20 protein-coding genes are annotated in these 21477 nt (G+C 34.1%); 3 read left to right on the plus strand and 17 right to left on the minus strand.

Translation table 11 applies throughout. The features are described 5' to 3' along the window. Positions 1-77: 77 nt before the first annotated feature. From M1D66_RS17590 to M1D66_RS17600, 3 genes are read right to left on the minus strand one after another with little or no spacing between them, the layout of a single operon-like run. Positions 78-1001 (minus strand): CobW family GTP-binding protein, encoded by a 924-nt coding sequence (locus M1D66_RS17590; RefSeq protein ID WP_001044939.1) that lies wholly within the window; start codon positions 999-1001, stop codon positions 78-80. Then, positions 1002-1118, minus strand: a complete 117-nt coding sequence (locus M1D66_RS17595) for a hypothetical protein (RefSeq protein ID WP_001987043.1) — start codon at positions 1116-1118, stop codon at positions 1002-1004. It abuts the gene before it with no gap. Further along, entirely contained in the window at positions 1108-2544 is a 1437-nt protein-coding gene (locus M1D66_RS17600; RefSeq protein WP_000528002.1) for a flavin monoamine oxidase family protein, read from the minus strand. Before M1D66_RS17600 ends, M1D66_RS17595 begins: the two co-directional genes overlap by 11 nt. A 200-nt stretch (positions 2545-2744) precedes the next feature. Here M1D66_RS17600 and M1D66_RS17605 point away from each other — a divergent pair, with 200 nt between their 5' ends. Then, positions 2745-3689: an L-lactate dehydrogenase gene (locus M1D66_RS17605; RefSeq protein ID WP_000715321.1), complete on the plus strand. Its 945-nt coding sequence runs from the start codon at positions 2745-2747 to the stop codon at positions 3687-3689. Between the two features lie 86 nt (positions 3690-3775). Here the strand turns inward: M1D66_RS17605 and M1D66_RS17610 are convergent, their stop codons facing one another. The 7 genes from M1D66_RS17610 to M1D66_RS17640 form a co-directional block, all read right to left on the minus strand. Further along, positions 3776-4789, minus strand: coding sequence for an AI-2E family transporter (locus M1D66_RS17610; protein ID WP_001006597.1), 1014 nt, complete (start codon positions 4787-4789; stop codon positions 3776-3778). A 182-nt stretch (positions 4790-4971) separates the two neighbouring features. Further along, positions 4972-6582 (minus strand): amidase family protein, encoded by a 1611-nt coding sequence (locus tag M1D66_RS17615; RefSeq protein ID WP_086385882.1) that lies wholly within the window; start codon positions 6580-6582, stop codon positions 4972-4974. A gap of 111 nt (positions 6583-6693) precedes the next feature. Beyond that, positions 6694-6825, minus strand: coding sequence for a hypothetical protein (locus tag M1D66_RS17620; RefSeq protein ID WP_000997344.1), 132 nt, complete (start codon positions 6823-6825; stop codon positions 6694-6696). Positions 6826-6951: 126 nt separating this feature from the next. After that, a complete protein-coding gene (locus M1D66_RS17625) occupies positions 6952-7554 on the minus strand; it encodes a nitroreductase family protein (protein ID WP_001277021.1) in 603 nt (200 codons plus the stop codon). Positions 7555-7611: 57 nt separating this feature from the next. Further along, positions 7612-8262, minus strand: coding sequence for a DsbA family oxidoreductase (locus M1D66_RS17630; protein ID WP_006922059.1), 651 nt, complete (start codon positions 8260-8262; stop codon positions 7612-7614). A gap of 70 nt (positions 8263-8332) precedes the next feature. Further along, the gene (locus M1D66_RS17635) at positions 8333-8764 is read right to left on the minus strand and encodes an Rrf2 family transcriptional regulator (RefSeq protein ID WP_042515328.1); all 432 of its coding nucleotides are present in this window, start codon (positions 8762-8764) and stop codon (positions 8333-8335) included. Between the two features lie 120 nt (positions 8765-8884). Beyond that, the gene (locus tag M1D66_RS17640) at positions 8885-9754 is read right to left on the minus strand and encodes a LysR family transcriptional regulator (protein WP_086385880.1); all 870 of its coding nucleotides are present in this window, start codon (positions 9752-9754) and stop codon (positions 8885-8887) included. A 97-nt stretch (positions 9755-9851) separates the two neighbouring features. On the opposite strand from M1D66_RS17640, the gene M1D66_RS17645 reads away from it, so the two are divergent. Next, positions 9852-10757 (plus strand): DMT family transporter, encoded by a 906-nt coding sequence (locus tag M1D66_RS17645; protein ID WP_000192791.1) that lies wholly within the window; start codon positions 9852-9854, stop codon positions 10755-10757. Positions 10758-10799: 42 nt separating this feature from the next. Here the strand turns inward: M1D66_RS17645 and M1D66_RS17650 are convergent, their stop codons facing one another. The 5 genes from M1D66_RS17650 to M1D66_RS17670 all read right to left on the minus strand — a co-directional run bounded on the left by M1D66_RS17650 (position 10800) and on the right by M1D66_RS17670 (position 16227). Beyond that, positions 10800-11420, minus strand: coding sequence for a YcnI family copper-binding membrane protein (locus M1D66_RS17650; protein ID WP_212125869.1), 621 nt, complete (start codon positions 11418-11420; stop codon positions 10800-10802). 34 nt (positions 11421-11454) lie between these two features. After that, entirely contained in the window at positions 11455-13104 is a 1650-nt protein-coding gene (locus tag M1D66_RS17655) for a copper resistance CopC/CopD family protein (protein WP_242554661.1), read from the minus strand. A gap of 329 nt (positions 13105-13433) precedes the next feature. Beyond that, positions 13434-13853, minus strand: a complete 420-nt coding sequence (locus M1D66_RS17660) for a VOC family protein (RefSeq protein WP_000750853.1) — start codon at positions 13851-13853, stop codon at positions 13434-13436. Positions 13854-13937: 84 nt separating this feature from the next. Next, positions 13938-15296, minus strand: a complete 1359-nt coding sequence (gene brnQ, locus M1D66_RS17665) for a branched-chain amino acid transport system II carrier protein (RefSeq protein ID WP_001284786.1) — start codon at positions 15294-15296, stop codon at positions 13938-13940. A gap of 238 nt (positions 15297-15534) precedes the next feature. Beyond that, positions 15535-16227 (minus strand): FMN-dependent NADH-azoreductase, encoded by a 693-nt coding sequence (locus tag M1D66_RS17670; protein ID WP_000522528.1) that lies wholly within the window; start codon positions 16225-16227, stop codon positions 15535-15537. Between the two features lie 292 nt (positions 16228-16519). Here M1D66_RS17670 and M1D66_RS17675 point away from each other — a divergent pair, with 292 nt between their 5' ends. Further along, complete coding sequence (locus tag M1D66_RS17675) at positions 16520-17485, plus strand: arsenic resistance protein (RefSeq protein ID WP_086385877.1); 966 nt, start codon at positions 16520-16522, stop codon at positions 17483-17485. Positions 17486-17672: 187 nt separating this feature from the next. Here M1D66_RS17675 and M1D66_RS17680 read toward each other — a convergent pair whose 3' ends face one another. Both M1D66_RS17680 and topB read right to left on the minus strand, forming a co-directional pair. Beyond that, complete coding sequence (locus tag M1D66_RS17680) at positions 17673-18920, minus strand: DUF4153 domain-containing protein (RefSeq protein WP_006922049.1); 1248 nt, start codon at positions 18918-18920, stop codon at positions 17673-17675. 267 nt (positions 18921-19187) lie between these two features. Further along, positions 19188-21332, minus strand: a complete 2145-nt coding sequence (gene topB / locus M1D66_RS17685) for a DNA topoisomerase III (protein ID WP_000766735.1) — start codon at positions 21330-21332, stop codon at positions 19188-19190. Positions 21333-21477 lie beyond the last annotated feature (145 nt).

Here is a 21477-nt window from a genome sequence, read left to right on the forward strand (position 1 = left end):
TCCAATTGAAAATACTGTTTCATTTCAGTAATGACCATACAAAAAGACTAACTTATTTTTAAGTTAGTCTTTTCCCTTTAATTAGAGTTAAGTTCTACTTTCTCTAACCCTTCAGCCAATTGTTTCTTATCTAGTCCTTCTCCTATTACTACTAAGTTTGTCGGGAAACCGAAGTCTTGTTCTAATAAAGTTGGTACTCCGAACGAATATTGGAATAGGTGAGGGTATTTATCTCCATGGAATTTCACAAAACCTTTCACTCGATAAATACTATCTGGTAAATTCGAAAGCCATTCATATAATTTGTCTTGATCAATCGGTTTCGTAAATTGATATGTCATTGTTTGTATATGTAAATGCTGTTTGACATGTAGTGTCTCGTGTTCCTCATCATTTGGAAATTCTGCTTCTTCTATATCTTTTAAAGATATATTACAATACTTTGTCTCATACATTTTCGCATGATCATTTATTGCCTTTACTTCTTCAAATACTGTATTCTTATCTTCATCTGTTAGTAAATCTGCTTTATTAACAAGAATGTGACTACCAAATTTCAGTTGCTCATGCAATAGCTGTTGTACATTTGCACTTAATATACTTCGATTTAACCACCTTACTGCATCTAAAACGACTACAATTGATTTCACTTCCAGAAAAGGAGCTAAAATTGGCGAGACACACGCGTCTAACACTTCAATTGGATGCGCAACACCTGTCGTTTCTATATAAATTACATCTGGTCTTTCTTGTTGGTATAACGAATGTAATTGTATTTCAAGCTCTTCTTTTAACGTACAACAAATACATCCTTTAAGAAGTTCTCTTAAAACATTCTCTTTTCCAATAATATCTGTATCTACTGAGTATTCACCAATTTCATTCATTAATACTGCAACTTTTCTATTCTTCTTTTTCTCTGCTAACAATAAATTTTGTAATAATGTTGATTTTCCACTACCTAAAAAACCACCTAATATATGAATCTCCACTTTATTCATTCAACCGACCATCCATTTCTTTACTTCAAATGTATTCAAAGCGTAATAATTACGATTTATATTTATCATTTTATTAAAAGAATGACCATTTGTAAATATAAGAGATTCACTGTTCATTTACTTCATATGCAACTCTAACTCCAGACTCAATTGCCCCTTGCATCCATCCATGTGTTAATGTCGTATGCTCTCCTGCAAAATGTACTTTTCCAGATGGTGGTGTAATATACGGAAATAACTCGAGCTCTTGGCCTGGTTCGAAAGCTGTAAATGCACCGCAAGAATACGGATTTTTACTCCAGCTAAAAGATGTTCCAGTGACAAACTCACTATAGACGATGTCACCGTATATTTCCGCTAAATTTTTTAATGCGTAACGAATACGATCTCTTTGCGGGAGACTATCCCATGTTAACGCCTCATCTGCCCACGTATAACTTGCTATAACGATAGCTGGTCCTGGAGTATGAATGCCATAACTCGGATAGTATGTAAACCGTATCGGTAAATCAGTAATAGATTTACCGCCACACTGTCCCGCTTTCTCCCAAAATCTACTTTTAAACTCTATTGCAATTTTAGTTGCAGCAATATAATTTAATTCACGAATTGCTCTTTTTTTAAAATAAGAGAATAAATAGTATGGCTGAACTTCTACAAATCTTAACGCTGAAAATGGAATTGTAATAATAGCAAAATCACTTGTTATTGTAAATTGCTCTAACGTTTGTTCATGATTTCCTTGTAACATTACTTTATTATCTTCTTGTATAATTTTATCAACCTTATACGGCATTAAAATATGTTCCCTTAATTGTGGTAAGAATGCATTCGATAACTTATCCATTCCACCAGTTATTTCATAATATTTCGTTGTTGAAGTAAAGAAAATCATTTCACGTAATACTTCAATTAAGGACATTCCCATATAAGCTTCCATATCAAGAAGTACCCCAATCATATCTATCGCACCATCTGAATAATACTCCATTAAAAATGAACCAAGCGAATACGTTTTATACTTTTTTTCAACGATAAGCCAGTTTTTATCAGGATCCTTCTTAATGTAATTTAGTATTGGTTCTAATACTTCAATCATTAGCTCTTCTGCCGTTTTTCCTCTTTCTTTATCCAAAACCGGATATTCAAGTACACTTGGATCATTTTCAAACACATTCAATCTCGTTTGAATGTTATTCGTATAAATGATATCTGCAAAAGTTTTATTTATAAAAAGGTTTAAAGGTAGTTTAAATTTATGAATATACGCTAAGGTTAACTTATGGGTGTCAGGGATTCTCATCGGGCCCGCATTAAAATATAAACCCACACTAAATGGTTCCCGAATCGTATACACTCTGCCACCTATTCTGTTATTTGCTTCTATAATCGTTACTTCGTGCCCAGCCTCTTTTAATAAAGAACCTGCAACTAATCCAGAAATCCCTGCACCTGCAATCGTAATCCGTTTTGGGTTATTCTTTTTAACAAGCCCTGCATGAATAATATGAAGCATTTCTTCCATTGCTAATGGATTCCCCATGCCATTTCCCCTTTTACAAAGGATTTTACTGAATTATATTCGGTTCACTGAATTCCTATGTTTTGTTCGCTGATTTGCACGGATACATTTTCAAATACTTGAATATCTTTTATAAAATGTAATAAACTAGATATGACTCTATAGAAGTAAGACGTATTATCTTACATAATAAAATCAATGAAATTGCGAGGAATTTTGAAATGAAAAAAGGTATTAACCGTGTTGTATTAGTAGGAACAGGAGCAGTTGGATGTAGTTATGCTTACTGCATGATTAACCAAGCCGTAGCTGAAGAATTTGTTTTAGTCGATGTAAATGAGGCAAAAGCTGAAGGGGAAGCAATGGATTTAAGTCATGCTGTTCCATTCGCACCAGCTCCAACTAGAGTATGGAAAGGCAGCTACGAAGATTGTAAAGATGCTGACCTTGTAGTTATTACAGCTGGATTACCACAAAAGCCAGGCGAAACACGTTTAGATTTAGTTGAGAAAAACGCTAAAATCTTCAAACAAATCGTTCGCAGTATTATGGATAGCGGATTTGATGGCATCTTCTTAATCGCAACAAACCCTGTAGATATTTTAACTTACGTAACTTGGAAAGAATCTGGTTTACCGAAAGAACGTGTAATCGGTTCTGGTACAACGCTTGATTCTGCTCGTTTCCGCTATATGTTAGGTGAGTACTTCGATATTGGTCCACACAACATTCACGCTTATATTATCGGAGAGCACGGCGATACTGAACTTCCTGTTTGGAGTCATGTTTCCGTTGGTATCCAAAAACTACAAACACTGCTTGAAAAAGACAACACGTATAATCAAGAAGATTTAGACAAAATTTTCATAAACGTCCGTGATGCAGCTTACCATATTATTGAGCGTAAAGGCGCAACTTATTATGGTATCGGCATGTCACTTCTACGTGTTACAAAAGCAATTTTAAACGACGAAAATAGTGTATTAACTGTATCAGCTTACTTAGAAGGTCAATACGGTCAAAAAGATGTTTATATCGGGGTACCTGCTGTTTTAAATCGCGGCGGTGTTCGTGAAATTTTAGAAGTTGAATTAAGTGAAGATGAAGAATTAAAATTCGATCACTCTGTTCAAGTATTGAAAGAAACAATGGCTCCGGTTCTTTAATTAAGATAAAAAGCAATCCAATTTATTTTGGATTGCTTTTTATTTTCATTATCTCCTATGACTTTTTAGTGATTTTCTATCATTTCTTATTTTTTAGTCGCATCCTCATTGTTTATATCAAGTACATCTAATAAAAAGATAAAGATTGGTATCCCGATAATAAGCCCCCATATTCCGAGGAAATGCTCTGAGAAGATAAGAATCATAAATGTGTAGAATATTGGTAAATTTGTTTTTGCAGACATAAACTTCGGATTTAAAAAATAACTTTCAAGAGCATGGATTACTGTTATGAATACGAGTATGTATACTACGTACATAACTCCGCCTACGTTGTAAGCAATGATACAAAGTGGAAACAAAGAAATAATCACACCTGCAACAGGAATCAAGCCTAGTAAGAAAATCATAACAGCTAATACAAGTAGCTGTGGAAATCCTAAAACGATTAATGCAATAACAGTAAGAATACAATTTACCACGGCAATTAAAAACTGAGCTTCAATTACTTTGCCGAACGATCTTGCAAATCTTTCACCAAAATATGCAATTTCCTCATAAAAGATTTTTAACTTACTATCTTTAAACTTAGATGTAAATGTAATAATACGCTCTTTTTCTAATAAGAAAAATAAGCTTAAAATTAGAGATAATAATATTTGTAAACTTACCTTCCCTATATTTGCTATTGATTGATATATGACGTCTACACCTTGTTCTATATATTTTGATACTTCCATCCCATTAATTGTCGAAAGTGCATATTTAACGATTTCATTATCAGGTGGATTTTGAAAAAACAGTTTAAATTGATAAATTAATTGTGAAATTTGTATCGTCAGCACAGGTAAATATTTATATAATGTTGTGCCTATAAAGGAAACTAGTATTATATATAAACATGCAATAACAATTTTCCGGTTTACTTTCAATTTTCTTGAAATAAAACGTTGAAATCGATCCATTAAAAACGTCAGTATAAACGTAATTAATATTAAATTAATCATACTTTTTAATGCGTATAATACAAGCGCTACTATTATTAAAACGAGAAACCGTTGAAACCCTCTACTTCGAAAAAAACTCTTTACTTCATTCATTAAGAATTAACCTCCCCCTTCAATGGATGGAAATTGAATATATTACATTTTATGAACTCCTATAGACAATCTTTCTTACTAATTGAGAAGAATCCTTTTTTTCTTTTCATATTGTTAGATTCGTTTAACTGGAATCCACCAACATAATTTCGGTGGATTCCAGTTATTTTTCATATAATCTTTTATAAACTAGGTGATTTTCTATTTTTAGACTGCTGTTCATACGCATATCCAATATTGAAAAGCTCTTTTTCACCAAACTGTTTCCCTACAAACACTACACCGATTGGTTCTCCATTTTTATCATATCCAGCAGGAACCGCTAATTCCGGATAACCAGCTACAGCTGATAGAAGGACTTCATCGTTATTAATCATAACTAGAGCATCCAAACCTTTTTCTACTAAATACCTATCTAGCTCTTTTCTTGCATTTTCTTGACTCGTTTGCACTACGTTTTCAAACTCTTCTTTCGTTATAGCAGATTTTTCAGACCCTTCAATTAATGTTTGTCCGTATTTTATTCGTCTTTTACTATCCTTTTTATTAAACGCTATAATCTCTTCTAACGATTTTACCGGTACATTATTTTGCTGTGAAAGATAGTCGTTTACATTATGCTTGAACTCATATTCTAATGTTTGCAAATTATCTACACCCTCAGCACTTAACTGGATATTATCAGTTAATATCGCACCTGCATCTTGAAGGTCTTTTCTAATTTTTTCTGCTACTGCTTTTCTATTTTCATCTTGTTGGTCTACAGAAAAAAGAAGCCCTATCTTTTTCCCTTTTAATCCATCTATTGATAAATCCTTTGTATAATCAATCCTTTCTTTATCTTTCATTTTTTCTGTCATAACATCTTTTTCATCATAACCTATCATTGCATTAAATAGCGTTGCTGCATCTTTTACTGTTCTTGCCATAGGTCCTGCTGTATCAAGAGTTTCAGCTAATGGAATAATTCCTGTTCTACTTACCATACCTAAAGATGGACGTAACCCAACTACTGATTGCTGCGCCGCTGGTGCAACAATCGATCCCGTCGTTTCTGTTCCAATTGCAAGCGGCGCAAAATCTGCTGCAACTACTGTAGCAGATCCTGAACTTGATCCTGAAGTATCGAATGTAATCGGACCGTACGGATTTAAATTTTGTCCTTTCTTCCCGCTATACCCGCTTGGCATTGTAAAAGATAAATAGTTCGCCCACTCAGACATATTCGCTTTTCCTAAAACAAATGCTCCTTCTTCTTTCAACTGCTTCACAATTGTTGCGTCTTGATCTGCAATCCAATCTTTTAATACATAAGTTCCTGCACTAGTCGGCATCACTTTTTCCGTCTGTACATTATCTTTTACAACGACAGGAATACCATATAAATTCGACTTTTTGTTTCTCCCCCGCTCTTGATCTAACTTTCTTGCTTCTTCCATCGCATTAGGATTTATCTCTGTAACAGAATTTAATGTTATTCCATTTTGATCATGTTCTTGTATTCTAAAGAGATAAATACTCGTTAATTCTTCATATGACAACTTTCCATCATCAATCATTTTTTGAAGCTCATCTATAGTCGCATTTACGACTTCTTTTTCTTTTATCTTTACATTTTCTATATTGATTCCTTTAAGCTGATTATGTATCGGTTGTAGCACTCTTTCTTTATCATATACAATACGCTCAGGTTCCTTTGGAAAATAATTTTTATACACGTAATATCCGCCGGCACACGCTAATAAGACAATGCCTCCAGTGATAGACAGCGTTACCTTTACCCATTTCTTCATGTTGCTTCCTCCACTCTATAAGATGCTTAGCTATACAAAAAAGAGAGTTACCTTTTACTTAACTCTCTCCAATCAAAATGCTAAATGAAAAAATGAAAGATTTCAATCTAATTACTTCTTTTTTTGCATTTGCTTTGCTAACATTTCTTTCACTTGATTATACGTTAATCCTGAATTTTTATTTAAACGCTTTACTTCCTCAACATCAGTACCTACCACTGTATATTTTTTCTCATCATTCATTTTTCTAATTCCCTTCTCACCGTATTATTTCTTATATTTCTTCCCTAAATGCGCATAAATTAACACCACTACAAAAAAGGAAGCTGTTTTTTAGCACAGCTTCCTTCTCGTTACATATTGTATTTCTTAATAAAATTTCACTACATCTTCAGTAGGCAAGAACGTTCTTTCTGCTGGTTGTTCGTTTGGTTCACCAAATGGCATTTGACCTACTAAGCTCCACTCTGCCGGAATGTTCCAAGTTTCTTTCACTTCAGCATCTACGATTGGGTTGTAATGTTGTAATGACGCCCCAATTCCTTCAGCAGATAATAGCATCCACACAGTATGTTGTAACATCGCATTTCCTTGATGAGACCAGAATGGGAACTGATCTTTGTATAATGGGGCATTTTCTTGCATTTTTTCTACAGTTGCTTGATCTTCAAAGAATAGAACTGTTCCTACACCTGCATGGAAGCCTTTTAGTCTTTCTACAGTCGCTTCAAAGTTTTCTGCTGGTACGCGTGCTCTTAGTGTTTCTTTAACGATATCCCAAAACTTTTCATGCTCTCCATCCATTAATACAACCATACGACCACTTTGCATATTGAAAGATGTTGGTGCGTGTAAAGCTGTTTTTAACACTTCTTCAATTCTTTCTTTCGTAATTGCATCGTTTTTTGTTACTTTACGAATTGAACGGCGGTTCACGATTGCTTCTTTTAAGTTTGTTGTAGTTGCTGACATTTTAATTCCTCCAAATGTTTGTTTTATAATTTTTTTTGTTATTTCATAACAAGCGAATTAGCAATATCCATCGGTATTACATTGCATACCTTCAAATGAATTTGTTTTATCCTTTTCAATTTCTTTATCAATGACCCTTTCTAGTGTTTCTTTACTAGCAAGCCCTTGAATGACTTCATCTCCAATCATGACAGTTGGAACAGCCATAATATTCGCTTCATCATATGCGTGTTGAATTGCTTCTTGATGCTTTTCTTTATATTTACGAGTTACTAAAGCATCTTTAAATTCCGCCTCAGGAAGTCCTATTTCTACCGCTAATTTTGTTAACACATCAATATCTTCAATGTTTTGCTCTTCTTGGAAAAATGCTGTGAATACGCGGTGATGATACTCATTACCTAGTCCACGTTCTTTTGCAAATTGACATCCTTCGAAAGCTAAATGTGTATATGGATGTGGTGAAACACGTGGCAAGCGCATATCAATTCCTAACTTCTTTGCTGTCGGAAGAATGAAAGCATCCCATGAACCTAATTTTTCTGGTTCATTCCATGGATCTATTTTTGAATATGGACTTGGACGTAATTCAAATGGCATCCATTCAATCTCTACATCTTTCTCTTTCGCTACCTCATCTAATGGACCTTTTGCTAAAAAACAAAACGGACATATAAAATCTGAGTATACTTTCATTTTTACAGTCATAACTTTTACACCTTACCTTATCGTTGTAATCAAACCAGTTACATTGATGATAAAAAAATATAAATATTATTTAAACATTCATTTTTTCTTGCAAAGTTTCAAACAACTGCCCCATCGTAATATTTCTCAAAACTTCTTCCATCGCGGATTGTGCTTGAATTAAAATAATTTCTAACACCGCTTGAATATTCGCCCCAATTGGACAATCTGGATTCGGTTGCTCGTGAATATGAAATAGCTTGTCTTCTTCGACTACGTTCACTGCATGATACACATCTAACAATGTGATTTCATGTAAATCCTTTAGTAATCCCGCGCCACCCGGTCCACGATTTACGTAAACAAAGCCAGCTTGTTTCAAGTACGACATCATTTTACGAATGACTACCGGATTCGTATTTACACTTTCAGCCATATAGTCTGAAGTACAAAGTGAAGATGGATTGTTTTTCAAAATAGATAAAATATGAACAGCTATGGAAAAGCGGCTACTAATTTTCATCGTAATCACCACCTTGATGTAATCATTATAGTTACAACTAAAAAATAAGTCAATCCTTTTCATAGATTTTTTATAAGCAAATTAAAAAGTGCCCCATTATGATATATGAGACACCCCTTTTTATTCTGCAAATAGCGCTTGAAATTCTTCAATAAATAGCTGTACAGCGATTGAAGAATCCTTTAATGAAGGAACTGCTAAAGCAATTTCTCTCCATACTTGCGGTTCCAATTCTCTCGTTTGCACATTATGTGGTAAATTCGTTAAAGATAATTCAGCTAATATTGCAATGCCTAATCCTTCTTGAATCATATTTAAAGCTGTAGTAACGGTAGAAATTACATACTCAGCCCGAAGTGGTACGTTGGCTTGTTTAAACATATCAATGATGGGTGGTTCGTATCCGCCCTTACATAATATGATCGGTTCATTCTCCAAATCACGAATTGTAATAGAGTCCTTCTTACAAAGAGGATGATCCTCTCTTAAGATAGCAACCATTTTTCCCTTCGTTAACGGGACAATCTCCATCTCTTTATTAGGCAAAATAACAATTCCTATATCAACAACCCTCAATATTAACCAATCTTCAACTTCTTTAATTGTTCCTTCGCAAAGAACGACCTCTAAGCTCGGATACTTCTCCTTAAAATGGTTTATCATTTTCGGTAAGAAATGTGCAGAAGCACTCGGAAAACTCCCAATTCGAATCGTCCCCACTTCGTGTCCTTTCTCCATCGCAACTTCTTGTTCAATCTTCTCTACACCGTTCAAAATCTCTCTAATATGTACAAGAATTCTGTTTCCTACATCCGTAACGAGTAATCCTTGTCGTTTATCACGTATAAGAATCGTAACTCCTAACTCTGACTCAATACTTGAAATGGCATGACTTACAGCTGGCTGCGTCATATTTAACACCCTGGCAGCCTTCGTAAAACTACCTAACTCAATAGTTTTTATTAATACTTGTAGTTGTGTAATAGTCATAACTAATCACTTATACTCCTTATAAAAAAGATTCATTTTATTTATTACATTCGATATCATATCATAGTGAAATGAATAACAACAAGGAGGTCTTACCGTGACACAGCTTTCTCGAACTAAGACGGCCATAATCCTTACCTTCCTCGTTTTTATGTGGGGAATCAATTGGCCTTTATCTAAGTTTGCCCTGCATTATACACCACCCGTTTTATTTGCAGGCGTTCGAACTTTAATTGGAGGATTCATTTTACTCCTTTTCGCTCTACCCAAATATAAAGAATTACATTTAAAAGAAACGTGGCATTTATACGTTATTTCTTCTTTACTTAACATCATTATATTTTACGGGTTACAAACTGTTGGTCTTCAATATATGCCTGCTGGTCTATTTTCGGCTATCGTATTTTTACAACCTGTTTTACTTGGTATTTTCTCATGGATATGGCTTGAAGAAGCAATGTACGGCTTAAAAATTTTCGGGCTTGTACTCGGATTTATTGGTGTAGGTGTTATTAGCTCTAGTAGTTTAACTGGACATATTTCTGTCATTGGCATTCTTCTTGCATTAGGATGTGCGATTGGCTGGGCACTTGGAACAGTATTTATTAAGAAAACTGGTCACCGTGTGAATGCCATTTGGATGGTAACAATTCAGCTTCTTATTGGTGGTCTTTGTTTAATCGGATTTGGCTCAGAATTTGAAAGTTGGTCTAGTATTGCTTGGAGTATGCCATTTGTTAGTGTACTACTCTTTATTTCATTCTTTGTTATTGCAATGGGGTGGCTTGCATACTTCACACTCGTTGGAGCTGGTGAAGCGAGTAAAGTAGGGGCTTATACATTCCTTATTCCCCTTATCGCTATTATTGTAAGTTCAATCTTCTTACATGAAGCCATTACAATGAGCTTATTTATTGGCCTATTATTTATTGTTGTGAGCATTTGTTTTGTAAATATAAAGCCGAAAACACTTGCTGTAAGGCAGCAGGTTGAAGTGAAATAAATATGAGAAAGAGCCTACTATTTGTAGACTCTTTTTTATATCTTATTTTTTACGACGCACTACAAAAACACACGCACCTACCGAAGATACAATTGCCAAAATAGATAAAACAATCGCTATCAATTGCATATTACTAGTACCTTCATTCTTTTCTACATTAGATACTTCACCATGTTCTCCTATTAATGACGTACCTTTTGCAATTGTAGTAAGTGAATGCGGTTTTTCAGCTTTCTCATCGCCTGTCCATTCAACAATTTCTCCGTCTTTATATTGTTGATATGCATCCCAAGCTATTTTTTGTTCTTTATCCGGATTTTTAGCGACGAAAGTAAATCGCTGGAACTGACCGGGTAAAATCCCTTCTCCTATTGCTTCCCATACTACAGTTTTCACGTTTCCGGCATTATCTTTTTGCTCCTCAACTTTCCATCCTGGCACTGGTTCATACTGCTGGAACTCTACTCCAGACGGTATTTTCAGTGTAACTTTTGTTGTTGCTACATTTTTTTCAACTGGTACTTTTATCGTATATGTCTCCCAAGAACCAACGTCAGAAGTTGCTGGTTTTACAGTGACGTGCGCACTAACAGGTAACGAAAACATTCCCATTGCAATAATTATTGCGATCATTGTTGTTCCTAATTTTTTTATACGTTTCATTTTCTATTAGCTCCTTTTCATACATAGCTTCTTTTTATCTGCCACCGACAATAAATTTAAAATCTGTATCGAAACTATCAAGAGATTTTGTTAATCCATGAACATGTATATTCCAGTTTCCTGTCATATTAATATACATACCTTCTGCTTCATATTCTCCCGGTGAAACTGCCGAAACTTTAAATGATCCTTTTCCCATATTCATATCTAACGATTGAGTCGTTAATATAATTTGTTCCATATCAGTAACGGGTTGTCCGTTCTCATCCTTTAAAGTAATATGGAATATATTTTGTCCTACTCTATTAGGACTTACATTTAGCGTCATTTCATATCCATTATCTAATTGTTTACTCTCTGTAAAAGGTCCAGTAGGAGGCATCGGTGGTGTTTGTACGTTTGTCATAAAAGCTACGATTACGAAAATGATAATTCCAATGATAAACTCTACTTTCACCGTAGCACCTAATCCTTGCTGCGCTCGCATTCTCCCTTTCATATAATGAATAATTCCCAATATCCCCATGAAAATGAATAAAAGTATCTTTGTTAATAAAGCCAATCCATACTTCGTATCAAATAACGAGTGGATTGTTGGAATAAAAAATGTACTGTTAAAAAGGCCTGTTATTAAAATCACGATAACAGCACCTGTTACCCACGGTGAAAAACGCTTAATCATATCCCAATACATATGCCACTTGTTATCCTCTTTACGTAAAAGAAGAATAATAGATGATAAACCACCAACCCATAATGAAGCTGCGAATAAATGTAGAAAATCCATAACGACAGCAATCTCTTTAAACTTTAAACCATATGCGTGACTATTAAAGGCTTTCATAACAAGTAACCCTATAAATAATAGTATTGGAATACTCCATACTTTAAACGACGAATACTTCTCATGCTTCACCGCAAAATACGTAACAATTATAAGCGTACTAATGAGAACCATTTGAGTAATCCATACATAACCAAAAACAGAAAGCTGTAATGTTTCTTTTAATAGTAAAGGGTTGAATGCTTCTAGCCACGAAACATCAGCATTTATTTTCGCTTGCAGTGGTAGATTGAATAACAAGCTAATAAATATCCCTAATAAGGAAATCCATATTATGTTCTTACTCCTTGATCGAACCGAGGTTGCATTCCCTTTATACATAATAAGATTAAAGAATAGCACTCCTATAAATAGTGAGAAACTTGTATATAAAATTCCACGTTCCATGATCATATCAATTTGCGGAACATACCCCATCTCTTCCACTTGTACATCGTCTGTTTCCGCCTCCGCTAATCCAATACGGAATGGAATAACCCCTTGAATTGGATGTCCATCAGCTGAAATAGCTTTCCACTGAATAGAGTAGAGACCATTTTTGAGGTTTTCTTTTAATCCGGCTTCTAATAGTTTTTTATTTTTTTTATCAATATGAGCATCTTTTAAATCGACCCTTTTACCTGATGTATCTCTCACGTACAATGTATTAAAACGTGAAACTTGTATGTCCTCATCGAATTCAATTTTTACAACAGATGGTGCTCTCTTCAACGTTTCATTTTCCATAGGGTTTGATTTCACAACGTACGCATGAGCAGATGCACTTTTCGGTATCAATATGATAAGCACACATGCAAGTAATAACCATGTCCCTAATCTTCTCATTACTTTCACACTCATTTCACTTCTTTCTTCCTCATTGCTCTATTTTCATTCCTTTAACTTCCAAAGTTTGATTCTTGGGCAAAATATTAACCTGATTAAATATAAATTTCTATAAAGTATAACTCTTTATTTCTCTTCCACCTGTAAACTTCCAATATAATAGTAACTATTATGATGGATACAACTTACATTTTTAAAGCCGATTGTTATTATATCATAAAATATATTTATGTAAGTTATCAAAGAAGAAAAGTTATCGTGAATCATTTGTGAAGAAAATGTGAAATACATAAATAAAAAGGTATTACGTTATTACGTAACACCTTTAAAAAAATATCCCTCTCCTATTTCTCTTCCGGATAATCACAATACTCGATAATCGTTCCTTCAGTATCCGCTGGGTTAAGATAAATTAACCTTCTACCGTGCTTATTAATGCGTAGTGTATGCTCTAATGTCCGAATACCTTGTTCTTTTAACTCTTCTAGAGCCACATCTAAATCATCGACACGATACGCAACGTGATGTACACCTTTACCTTTTTGTTTTATAAATCGGGCAATTGGTGAAGTGGTGTTATTTGTCGGTGCAAGTAATTCAATTCTATCTCCATCCACTTCAAGAATGGCTACTTCACTTTCTACACCTGTTGTCTCACTTACGTAACGATCTATTAATTCTCCTGATAGAATCTGTTCATAAAAACGTATCGTACTATCTATATCACGAACTGCGATTCCGATATGATCAATTGTTTTTTTCATTTTATTTCCCCTACTACTTTATTTTTTCTCATTATTAATAGTAACAAAAAAAGCTATAGAAACAAGTTCTATAACTTTTTTTATTTAACCTATTTTCTTATCCGCTCTAGTTGCTGGTTGAACTTGGTTTTTCACTTTTAAAATGCTAAGTCCATATCCGATAAATCCACCGATAATCGCTGGGAAGATCCAGCCTAATCCTACTTCCTGCATCGGAAGGAATTTAGTGAACACTTGGCTTACTACTTCAATGTTAACTCCAGCTGCACTTAATCCATCGAATAAGCTGATGATAAATGTTACGATTAAGCTCACTTGATAAACTTCAGCTCTTCCTTTGAATAATGAATGGAAGAATGTTAAGAAAATCAATACGATTGCTAGTGGATAAATTGCTGTTAATACTGGAACAGAAACTGCGATTAACTGTGTTAATCCTACATTTGCAACAATTGCACTAAATACACATAGCGTGATTGCAATTGCTTTGTAAGGAACATTTGGGAATAACTTATGGAAGAATGAAGAACATGCTGATACAAGTCCCACACTAGTTGTTAAACAAGCTACTGTAATCATTAATCCTAATAATACTCCGCCATATGATCCGAAATAGTAGTTAGAAACTTTCGCTAATACTTCTCCGCCGTTCTCTAAATGTCCAAGCTTTGCAACACTTGAAGCACCCATATAAGAAAGTGCTGTATAGATAATTGCTAAAATAGATGCTGCAATAATTGTCGCTTTTGCACAAACGACCATAATTTGTGTTTTCGTTTTCGCACCTTTTTCTTTAATAGCATTGATAATGATAATCCCGAATACGAATGATGCAAGCGTATCCATCGTTAAGTATCCTTCTTGGAATCCTTTAAAGAATGCATGTGATGTATAAGCTTCCACTGGTGCTTGCATATCTCCAATCGGATGTATAAAAGCAACGATTACTAAAATACCGATGAAAGTCAACTTAATTGGTGTTAAGATTTTTCCAACAATATCGACAATTTTCGCGGGATTTAGCGAAAAAAAACAAGTGATACTAAAGAATATAATTGTGAAAAGAATTAAAGGTGTAGAACCTACTCCTTCTGGCATAAACGGTTTAAGACCAATTTCATAAGAAACATTTCCTGTTCTCGGTATTGCAAATAACGGACCAATCGCTAAGTATAAAACTGTTGTAAACACAATCCCAAACACTGGGTGAGCACGACTAGCTAACGACTGCAAATCATCTTTACCTGAAAAACCAAATGCTAGCACACCTAGTAATGGTAATCCAACACCAGTTACTAAAAATCCAGCGTTAGCAATCCATACATTCTCTCCTGCTGATTGACCAAGCATCGCTGGGAAAATTAAATTTCCCGCTCCAAAAAATAGTGCAAATAACATTAATCCAATAACTACTATGAACGAAAACGGTACTTTATTCGCCATAATATAACCCCCATTCAAGTTTCCTTATCTCATTTTCCAATTTTAACTAATTGAATTTTCTGAATATTTAATTTAAGTATCAACTATTCTTGAACTCATTATAGTTTGCTATATAATATTTTGCAATACTATTTTCGAACTTTTCTTTTATTTTATAAATATACATTTTTTAACATGAAAAATAGACTAAAAAACCAACATGGTCATCCATGTTGGTTTTTCCATTTACTATCATGAATTAAAATTTTGCTGCTACTTTTTTAACGTTTTCTAGACCTTCTTCAACAATTTGTTGTGAACGATCTGGATATTGATTGTGTCCTTCAATTACAACTGTCTCTGGATTTGTAATTCCCCAGAATCCAAGTACCGTTGTTACGTAATTAACTGCCATTTCCATAGGAGCCATTTGCTCTGAAGAGTAATCTGAACCACGAGCACCTAACACAACTACTTTTTTACCACCAACTAAACCTTCTGGGCCATTTGCTGTATATTTAAACGTTTTTCCAGCTTGAGATAAGTATGAAATATATGTGATTAATGGCGCTGGTACTGTAAAGTTCCATAATGGGAATGCAAATACAACCTTATCAGCTTCTAAAAACTGATTTAAATATTGATCTACTGTAGCAACTGCCTTCTCTTCTTCAGCAGTTAACTCCATGCCTTGGCTACGTTTATATCCACCTGAAATCGCGATATTTCCGTAATAAGGAAGATCTAATGCAAATAAATCTAATTCCGTAATTTCTGTATTTGGATTTGCTTCTTTATAAGTACTTACAAATGTTTCATACATTTTTGAACTAACTGCTTGCTCCGCTGGACGATCGTTTGCTTTTACAAATAATACTTTTGACATTTTTTTATTCCCCTCTACATTCGTATTTTCTTCTTTTTTACCAAATAATGAGCTAAATAGTCCCATTTTCTTCACCTAATCTTTCTTTTCATATTCATTATTCATCATCATAAAAATTCTTATTCTAAGAAAAAGTTCCAATAGATACCTTAAGTTACACTATCACAACTTTTTGTTATTTAATTACCTTATGTAAGTGATTGTAATATAGTCACTTACTTTAGTCAAGTAACTTTTAATAAAAAATAAAATCTCAACTTAAAAATATTAACTAAAATACAATTGAACACCAAATACATCTTTATTACTTGTATAATAAACTTTGAGAGGAAAATTCATATATAGAAAGGATTTATTCATGAGCACTATAGAAAAGCTTCAAACTTTTATTATTCTTTTTGCTGTTACATGCGGCATCGTACTCGGACAATTTAATATGATACATACGTATTCAGACAAATTTATTGTCCCCTTCTTATTTTTCATGCTATATGGATTATTCCTCAGCATTCCATTAAAAGAAATAAAAAACGGATTTCGCAATTTAAAATTTGCTGGAACAAGTCTTACTATTAACTTCTTATGGACACCTTTACTCGCTTGGGGGTTAGGAGCACTATTTCTTTCCGATCATCCAGCACTTTGGGTTGGATTTATAATGTTAATGGTTACTCCATGTACAGATTGGTACTTAATCTTTACTGAAATAGCGAAAGGTAATGTAGCACTTTCTACTGCAATTTTACCTGTAAATTTAATTTTGCAAGTACTGCTCCTTCCCATTTATTTATTTTTATTTGCTGGTGTCATGAAAACTGTAGCGATTTCTGTTTTAGTAGAAAGTATTGTTATCGTAATCGTCTTACCATTTATACTTGCACACGCTACAAAGTTCATTATGAATAAAATGAAAAAAGCTGAAACTCTCGAGAATAAACTCATTCCGTTTTTCAGCTCTGCTCAAATTATATTTTTAAGTTTAGCAATAGTAGCGATGTTTGCATCACAAGGTAAATATTTACTGCAAAATATGAATGTCGTTTTATTATTACTCGTTCCTGTTCTATTGTTCTTCATCATTAATTTTTTAATAGGACAATTTATCGGGCGCATGATGCATTTATCTTACAAAGATACAGTAAGTCTAAGCTTAACAACGTTAGCAAGAAACTCACCTGTTGCACTCGCTATCGCTGTGACCGCTTTTCCAGACGAACCTCTTATCGCACTTGCACTCGTTATTGGACCATTGATTGAGTTACCGGTACTAGCTTGTGTGTCACAAGTTTTGTTGCTTATTAAGAAAAAACGGCAATATGCATAATAAAAAACGTCCCATTTTGGGACGTTTTTTATTATGGAAAGATTACATACAACACTTACTTCTTATTTATCAATACAAATGAAATTACCGAAACTACAAACGTAATAATACCAATTATAAATTGATCGGCTCTAAAAATTTTATATGTTATAGAGAATTAACTTTTCGTTACATTAACAGATCCTTTCTAATTAAAAATGATAGGAAACGTAAATATAACGAAAGCTGCCCAAAGTCCGTATATTGGCAAATACTTCGTAACGGCATCTTGGATAGCTTTTGGTCCTGATTTATTTTGCAAGAAACGCATATAGGAAAACATAATCCAAATTAAATTTGCCCAGACTAGTATGTTTACACCTAAAACAGCAAGTCTATTAGGTGTAATCCCGTAAGAAGAAAGTCTGAATACTATGGCTGACAATGCGACAGTGTCAATAATAAGCGCCAGAACAATTAAGGAAAAATTTATATAATCTGAAATGTTCTTTTTCTCGTCCGAGTCACTCTCAACGATAGAAAATATAGTAACAGCTAATACGCCAAGCAGTATTCCGTTGAAGGCCATTAGGAAATTGCGATCCAAGAATGGATTTTTTCCGACCCAAATTACCGTTATAAGATAGATAAGCAAGGTAATCAGGACGAGAGGACTAAAAATTTTAGATATGTATGGTGTAATATTTTTAGCAAGCTTAAGATTCATTGATACTAAGTATGCAGTCACAATAGCGAGAGCCGCTGCTCCAAATAAAACAACATTACTAAAATAGAATTCTCCTATATCTAAGTCAACAAAGCTAAATAAACGCATGGTGAATACCGCAAGTATCATTCCGCTCACTGCCATGCTCCCGTAGAGAAGACAATATTCTAAATTAAATTTAATATAGGCTAATCTTGTACTGCCTTTTGAATATTCATTTCCTGTAAATGCAAGCCCTACTAAGCCCCATAAAAATATAGGAAGATGTAAATACGCAAGTATGGTACTGTCTTTATAATTTACTGGCAGCGTATTAAGATAATACCCGGAAATTAGGAACAACGCTGCAAGGGAATAAATAATACTTTTTTTCGGAGTATTATTGTAAACAAAATAAGCAGCAATAAAGGGAATTACACCAAAAGCCAAATTAATTGGAGCAATTGCTTCCTGCTCAACAAAGTGGAAAATGATTCTAGTGCTTATGCCGGCCAGAATAGCTAAAAGGCCCATGAATAAGAAACCTTTTTGAAACAAAGATGTTTTTTCTTTATTTACCTTCTCCTTGAAATGCAACCTTTCATACCAAGCAGCTAGAACCTGGGAATCAGGATTTTGGTCCCATGCTTGTGAGAATGATTTTTTAAAAGCTTTCGGATCTTTTCTATACATCTTCTCCAACTCATGAGGGTTATCCATATTTTCGATAATCAAATTTTGATTGTTCATAATTTTACCTCCTCTAATAAAAAACAGCTTTGTTACCTTTCTATAAAAAGCATCTCACTGATTTATTATGATAATGATTTTAATACACAATTTATTGTTTTACAATAAATAATTATCAATTATAAAGATTTTTTTATTGTATATTTCATTTCAAACAAAAATATATAGTACTACTTATTCAAAAAAATATCCTATAGAATAGACTTTTTTAAGCGTCTATTCTATAGGATATTTTTTAATTATCATATTTTTATTTGTTAAAACAACTTAATTCTCAAACACAAAATTAATCTTATTATCTTTCCACTCTAACTTCGCATCAAATGTTTTCTCGCCCTTTTTAAAGCCTTTAATTAAATCGGTCTTTTCACCTCTTAATAGCTTTGTCATATTCTTTTGCGAAATTGTTTTACTTAATATTTTCTTCGAGATGGTAAAGTCACATTGTGTCGTGTTGTAATTAGAACAGCCGTAAAACGTTGACTTATCAATTACATCGCCATCACATTTTTTACAGCTACCAACCTTTTTACCTGTTGTAAATTTCGATCCTTTTCGCTCAATCGATTCAACATGCAATCCAGTAAAGTCCCATTTCTCTGACATTTCCACTGCATCTTCAATAATTTTAGCTGATAGCTTTTTCGTCTGTTCCATAAATGTAGCTGGTGAAGCTGTACCTTCACCAATTTCCGCAAGACGTTGTTCCCATTTCGCAGTCATTTCTGGTGAAGCTAGTATTTTGTCACCAATTGCGGTAATTAATACTTTTCCTTTATCAGTCGCATACACTTGGTTTTTCTTTACATCTATATACTTACGGTCTTTCAGCATCGTAATAATACCTGCGCGAGTCGCTTCCGTACCTAAACCTTCTGTTTTCTTTAATACTTTCTCCAGCTCTTCATTCTCTAAATACTTACCAGCTGTTTTCATTAACGTAATAAGTTGTCCTTCTGTATAGCGCTTCGGTGGCTGTGTTTTTCCTTCTTTCACTTTCACCTTTACAACTTTTCCTTCTTCGCCTTCAGCTACAATTGGAAGAATGGTTTCGTCATCTTTATCGTCTTGGAAAATAACTTTACGCCAACCTTCTTGAATTTGCTGTTTTCCTTTTGAAATGAATTCAGCACGTTCATCTACAAGCGTTACAATCGTTGTATAGTCAAAGATTGCAACTTCATAATGAGCTGCTATAAGCCTTCTTACGATCATATCGTATATTTTCTTTTCATCACCTGATAGTCTGCTTGGGTTTGTAACTTGCTCTGTCGGAATAATTGCGTAGTGATCTGTTACTTTCTTTTCATTTACATAACGCTTGTTATTCATAATGGATTCAACCGGAGCCGGTAATAAGCCTTTATATTCATCAAACTGACTTAACTTCTGTAAAATATCAGGGAACGTCGCTGCTTCTCCTTGTGTAACATAGTTAGAATCTGAACGTGGATAAGAAACAATCCCTTTTTGATATAGTGCTTGCGTTATATCAAGCGTCTTTTTCGGTGAAAACTTAAAGGCTTTATTTGCCGTTGCTTGCAGTGATGATAAGTTAAATAAAAGCGGCGGCTGAAACTCTTTACGCTCCGTTTTCATTTCCTTCACAACAGCCGGTTTCCCTTGGCAAAATGCCGCAATTTTATTCGCCATATCAGGGTCTTTTAAGCGGGATTCATTATCCTTTTCCCATTTCCCGTCATATTTCTTTCCTTCTATATTAAAGGTTGCAAACACTTCCCAGAAAGGCTCTGACTTAAAGTTTTCAATTTCTTTCTCTCGCTTTACAATCAATGCTAACGTTGGTGTTTGGACACGACCAGCAGAAAATACATCATTCATTCCTTTTTTCTTTAACAAAATACTAAAGACACGTGATGCATTCATACCAACAACCCAGTCAGCGCAAGATCTTGTGTATGCTTCGTAATACGTATTAATTGTATCTGATTCATCAAGTAGATTTTTAAATCCTTGGTAAATAGCTTGCTTCGTTAAAGATGAAATCCATAGACGTTTCATCGGCTTTTGCACGTTACAAAGATTAATAATATTTCGTACGATCAGTTCCCCTTCACGCCCAGCATCTCCTGCGTGAATGATTTCTGTTACCTGTGGATTATGTAACAGCTGTTTCACAACGTTAAATTGCTTATACTTTGACTTTGTTACTTCAAATTGAAATCGTTCAGGAATCATCGGTAACGTATCAAGTGACCATTTTTTCCACTCTGCGTGATAATGCTCTGGATTACATAACTGCGTCAAATGACCAATTGCCCATGTACAGTACGCTCCATTTGGAAATAACTCATTCGCTTCTACTTCTAAATATCCATCTTTCCGGCGATATTTAAACTGTGAAACAAGAGCCAACCCTTGATCTGGTTTCTCGGCAATAATTAATTTCATTTTATAACTCCCTATCTGTATTCCAGTGTTACTTTCATTGTCTATATGTTTAGAAGCGATGATAAAACAACAATCTTATTTATCATTCGCGGTTTGTCTCGCAAATGGGAGACCTATAATATTATACGCTTATTCTTTATGGCTT

The sequence above is a fragment of the Bacillus sp. PK6-16 genome, assembly GCF_056530295.1.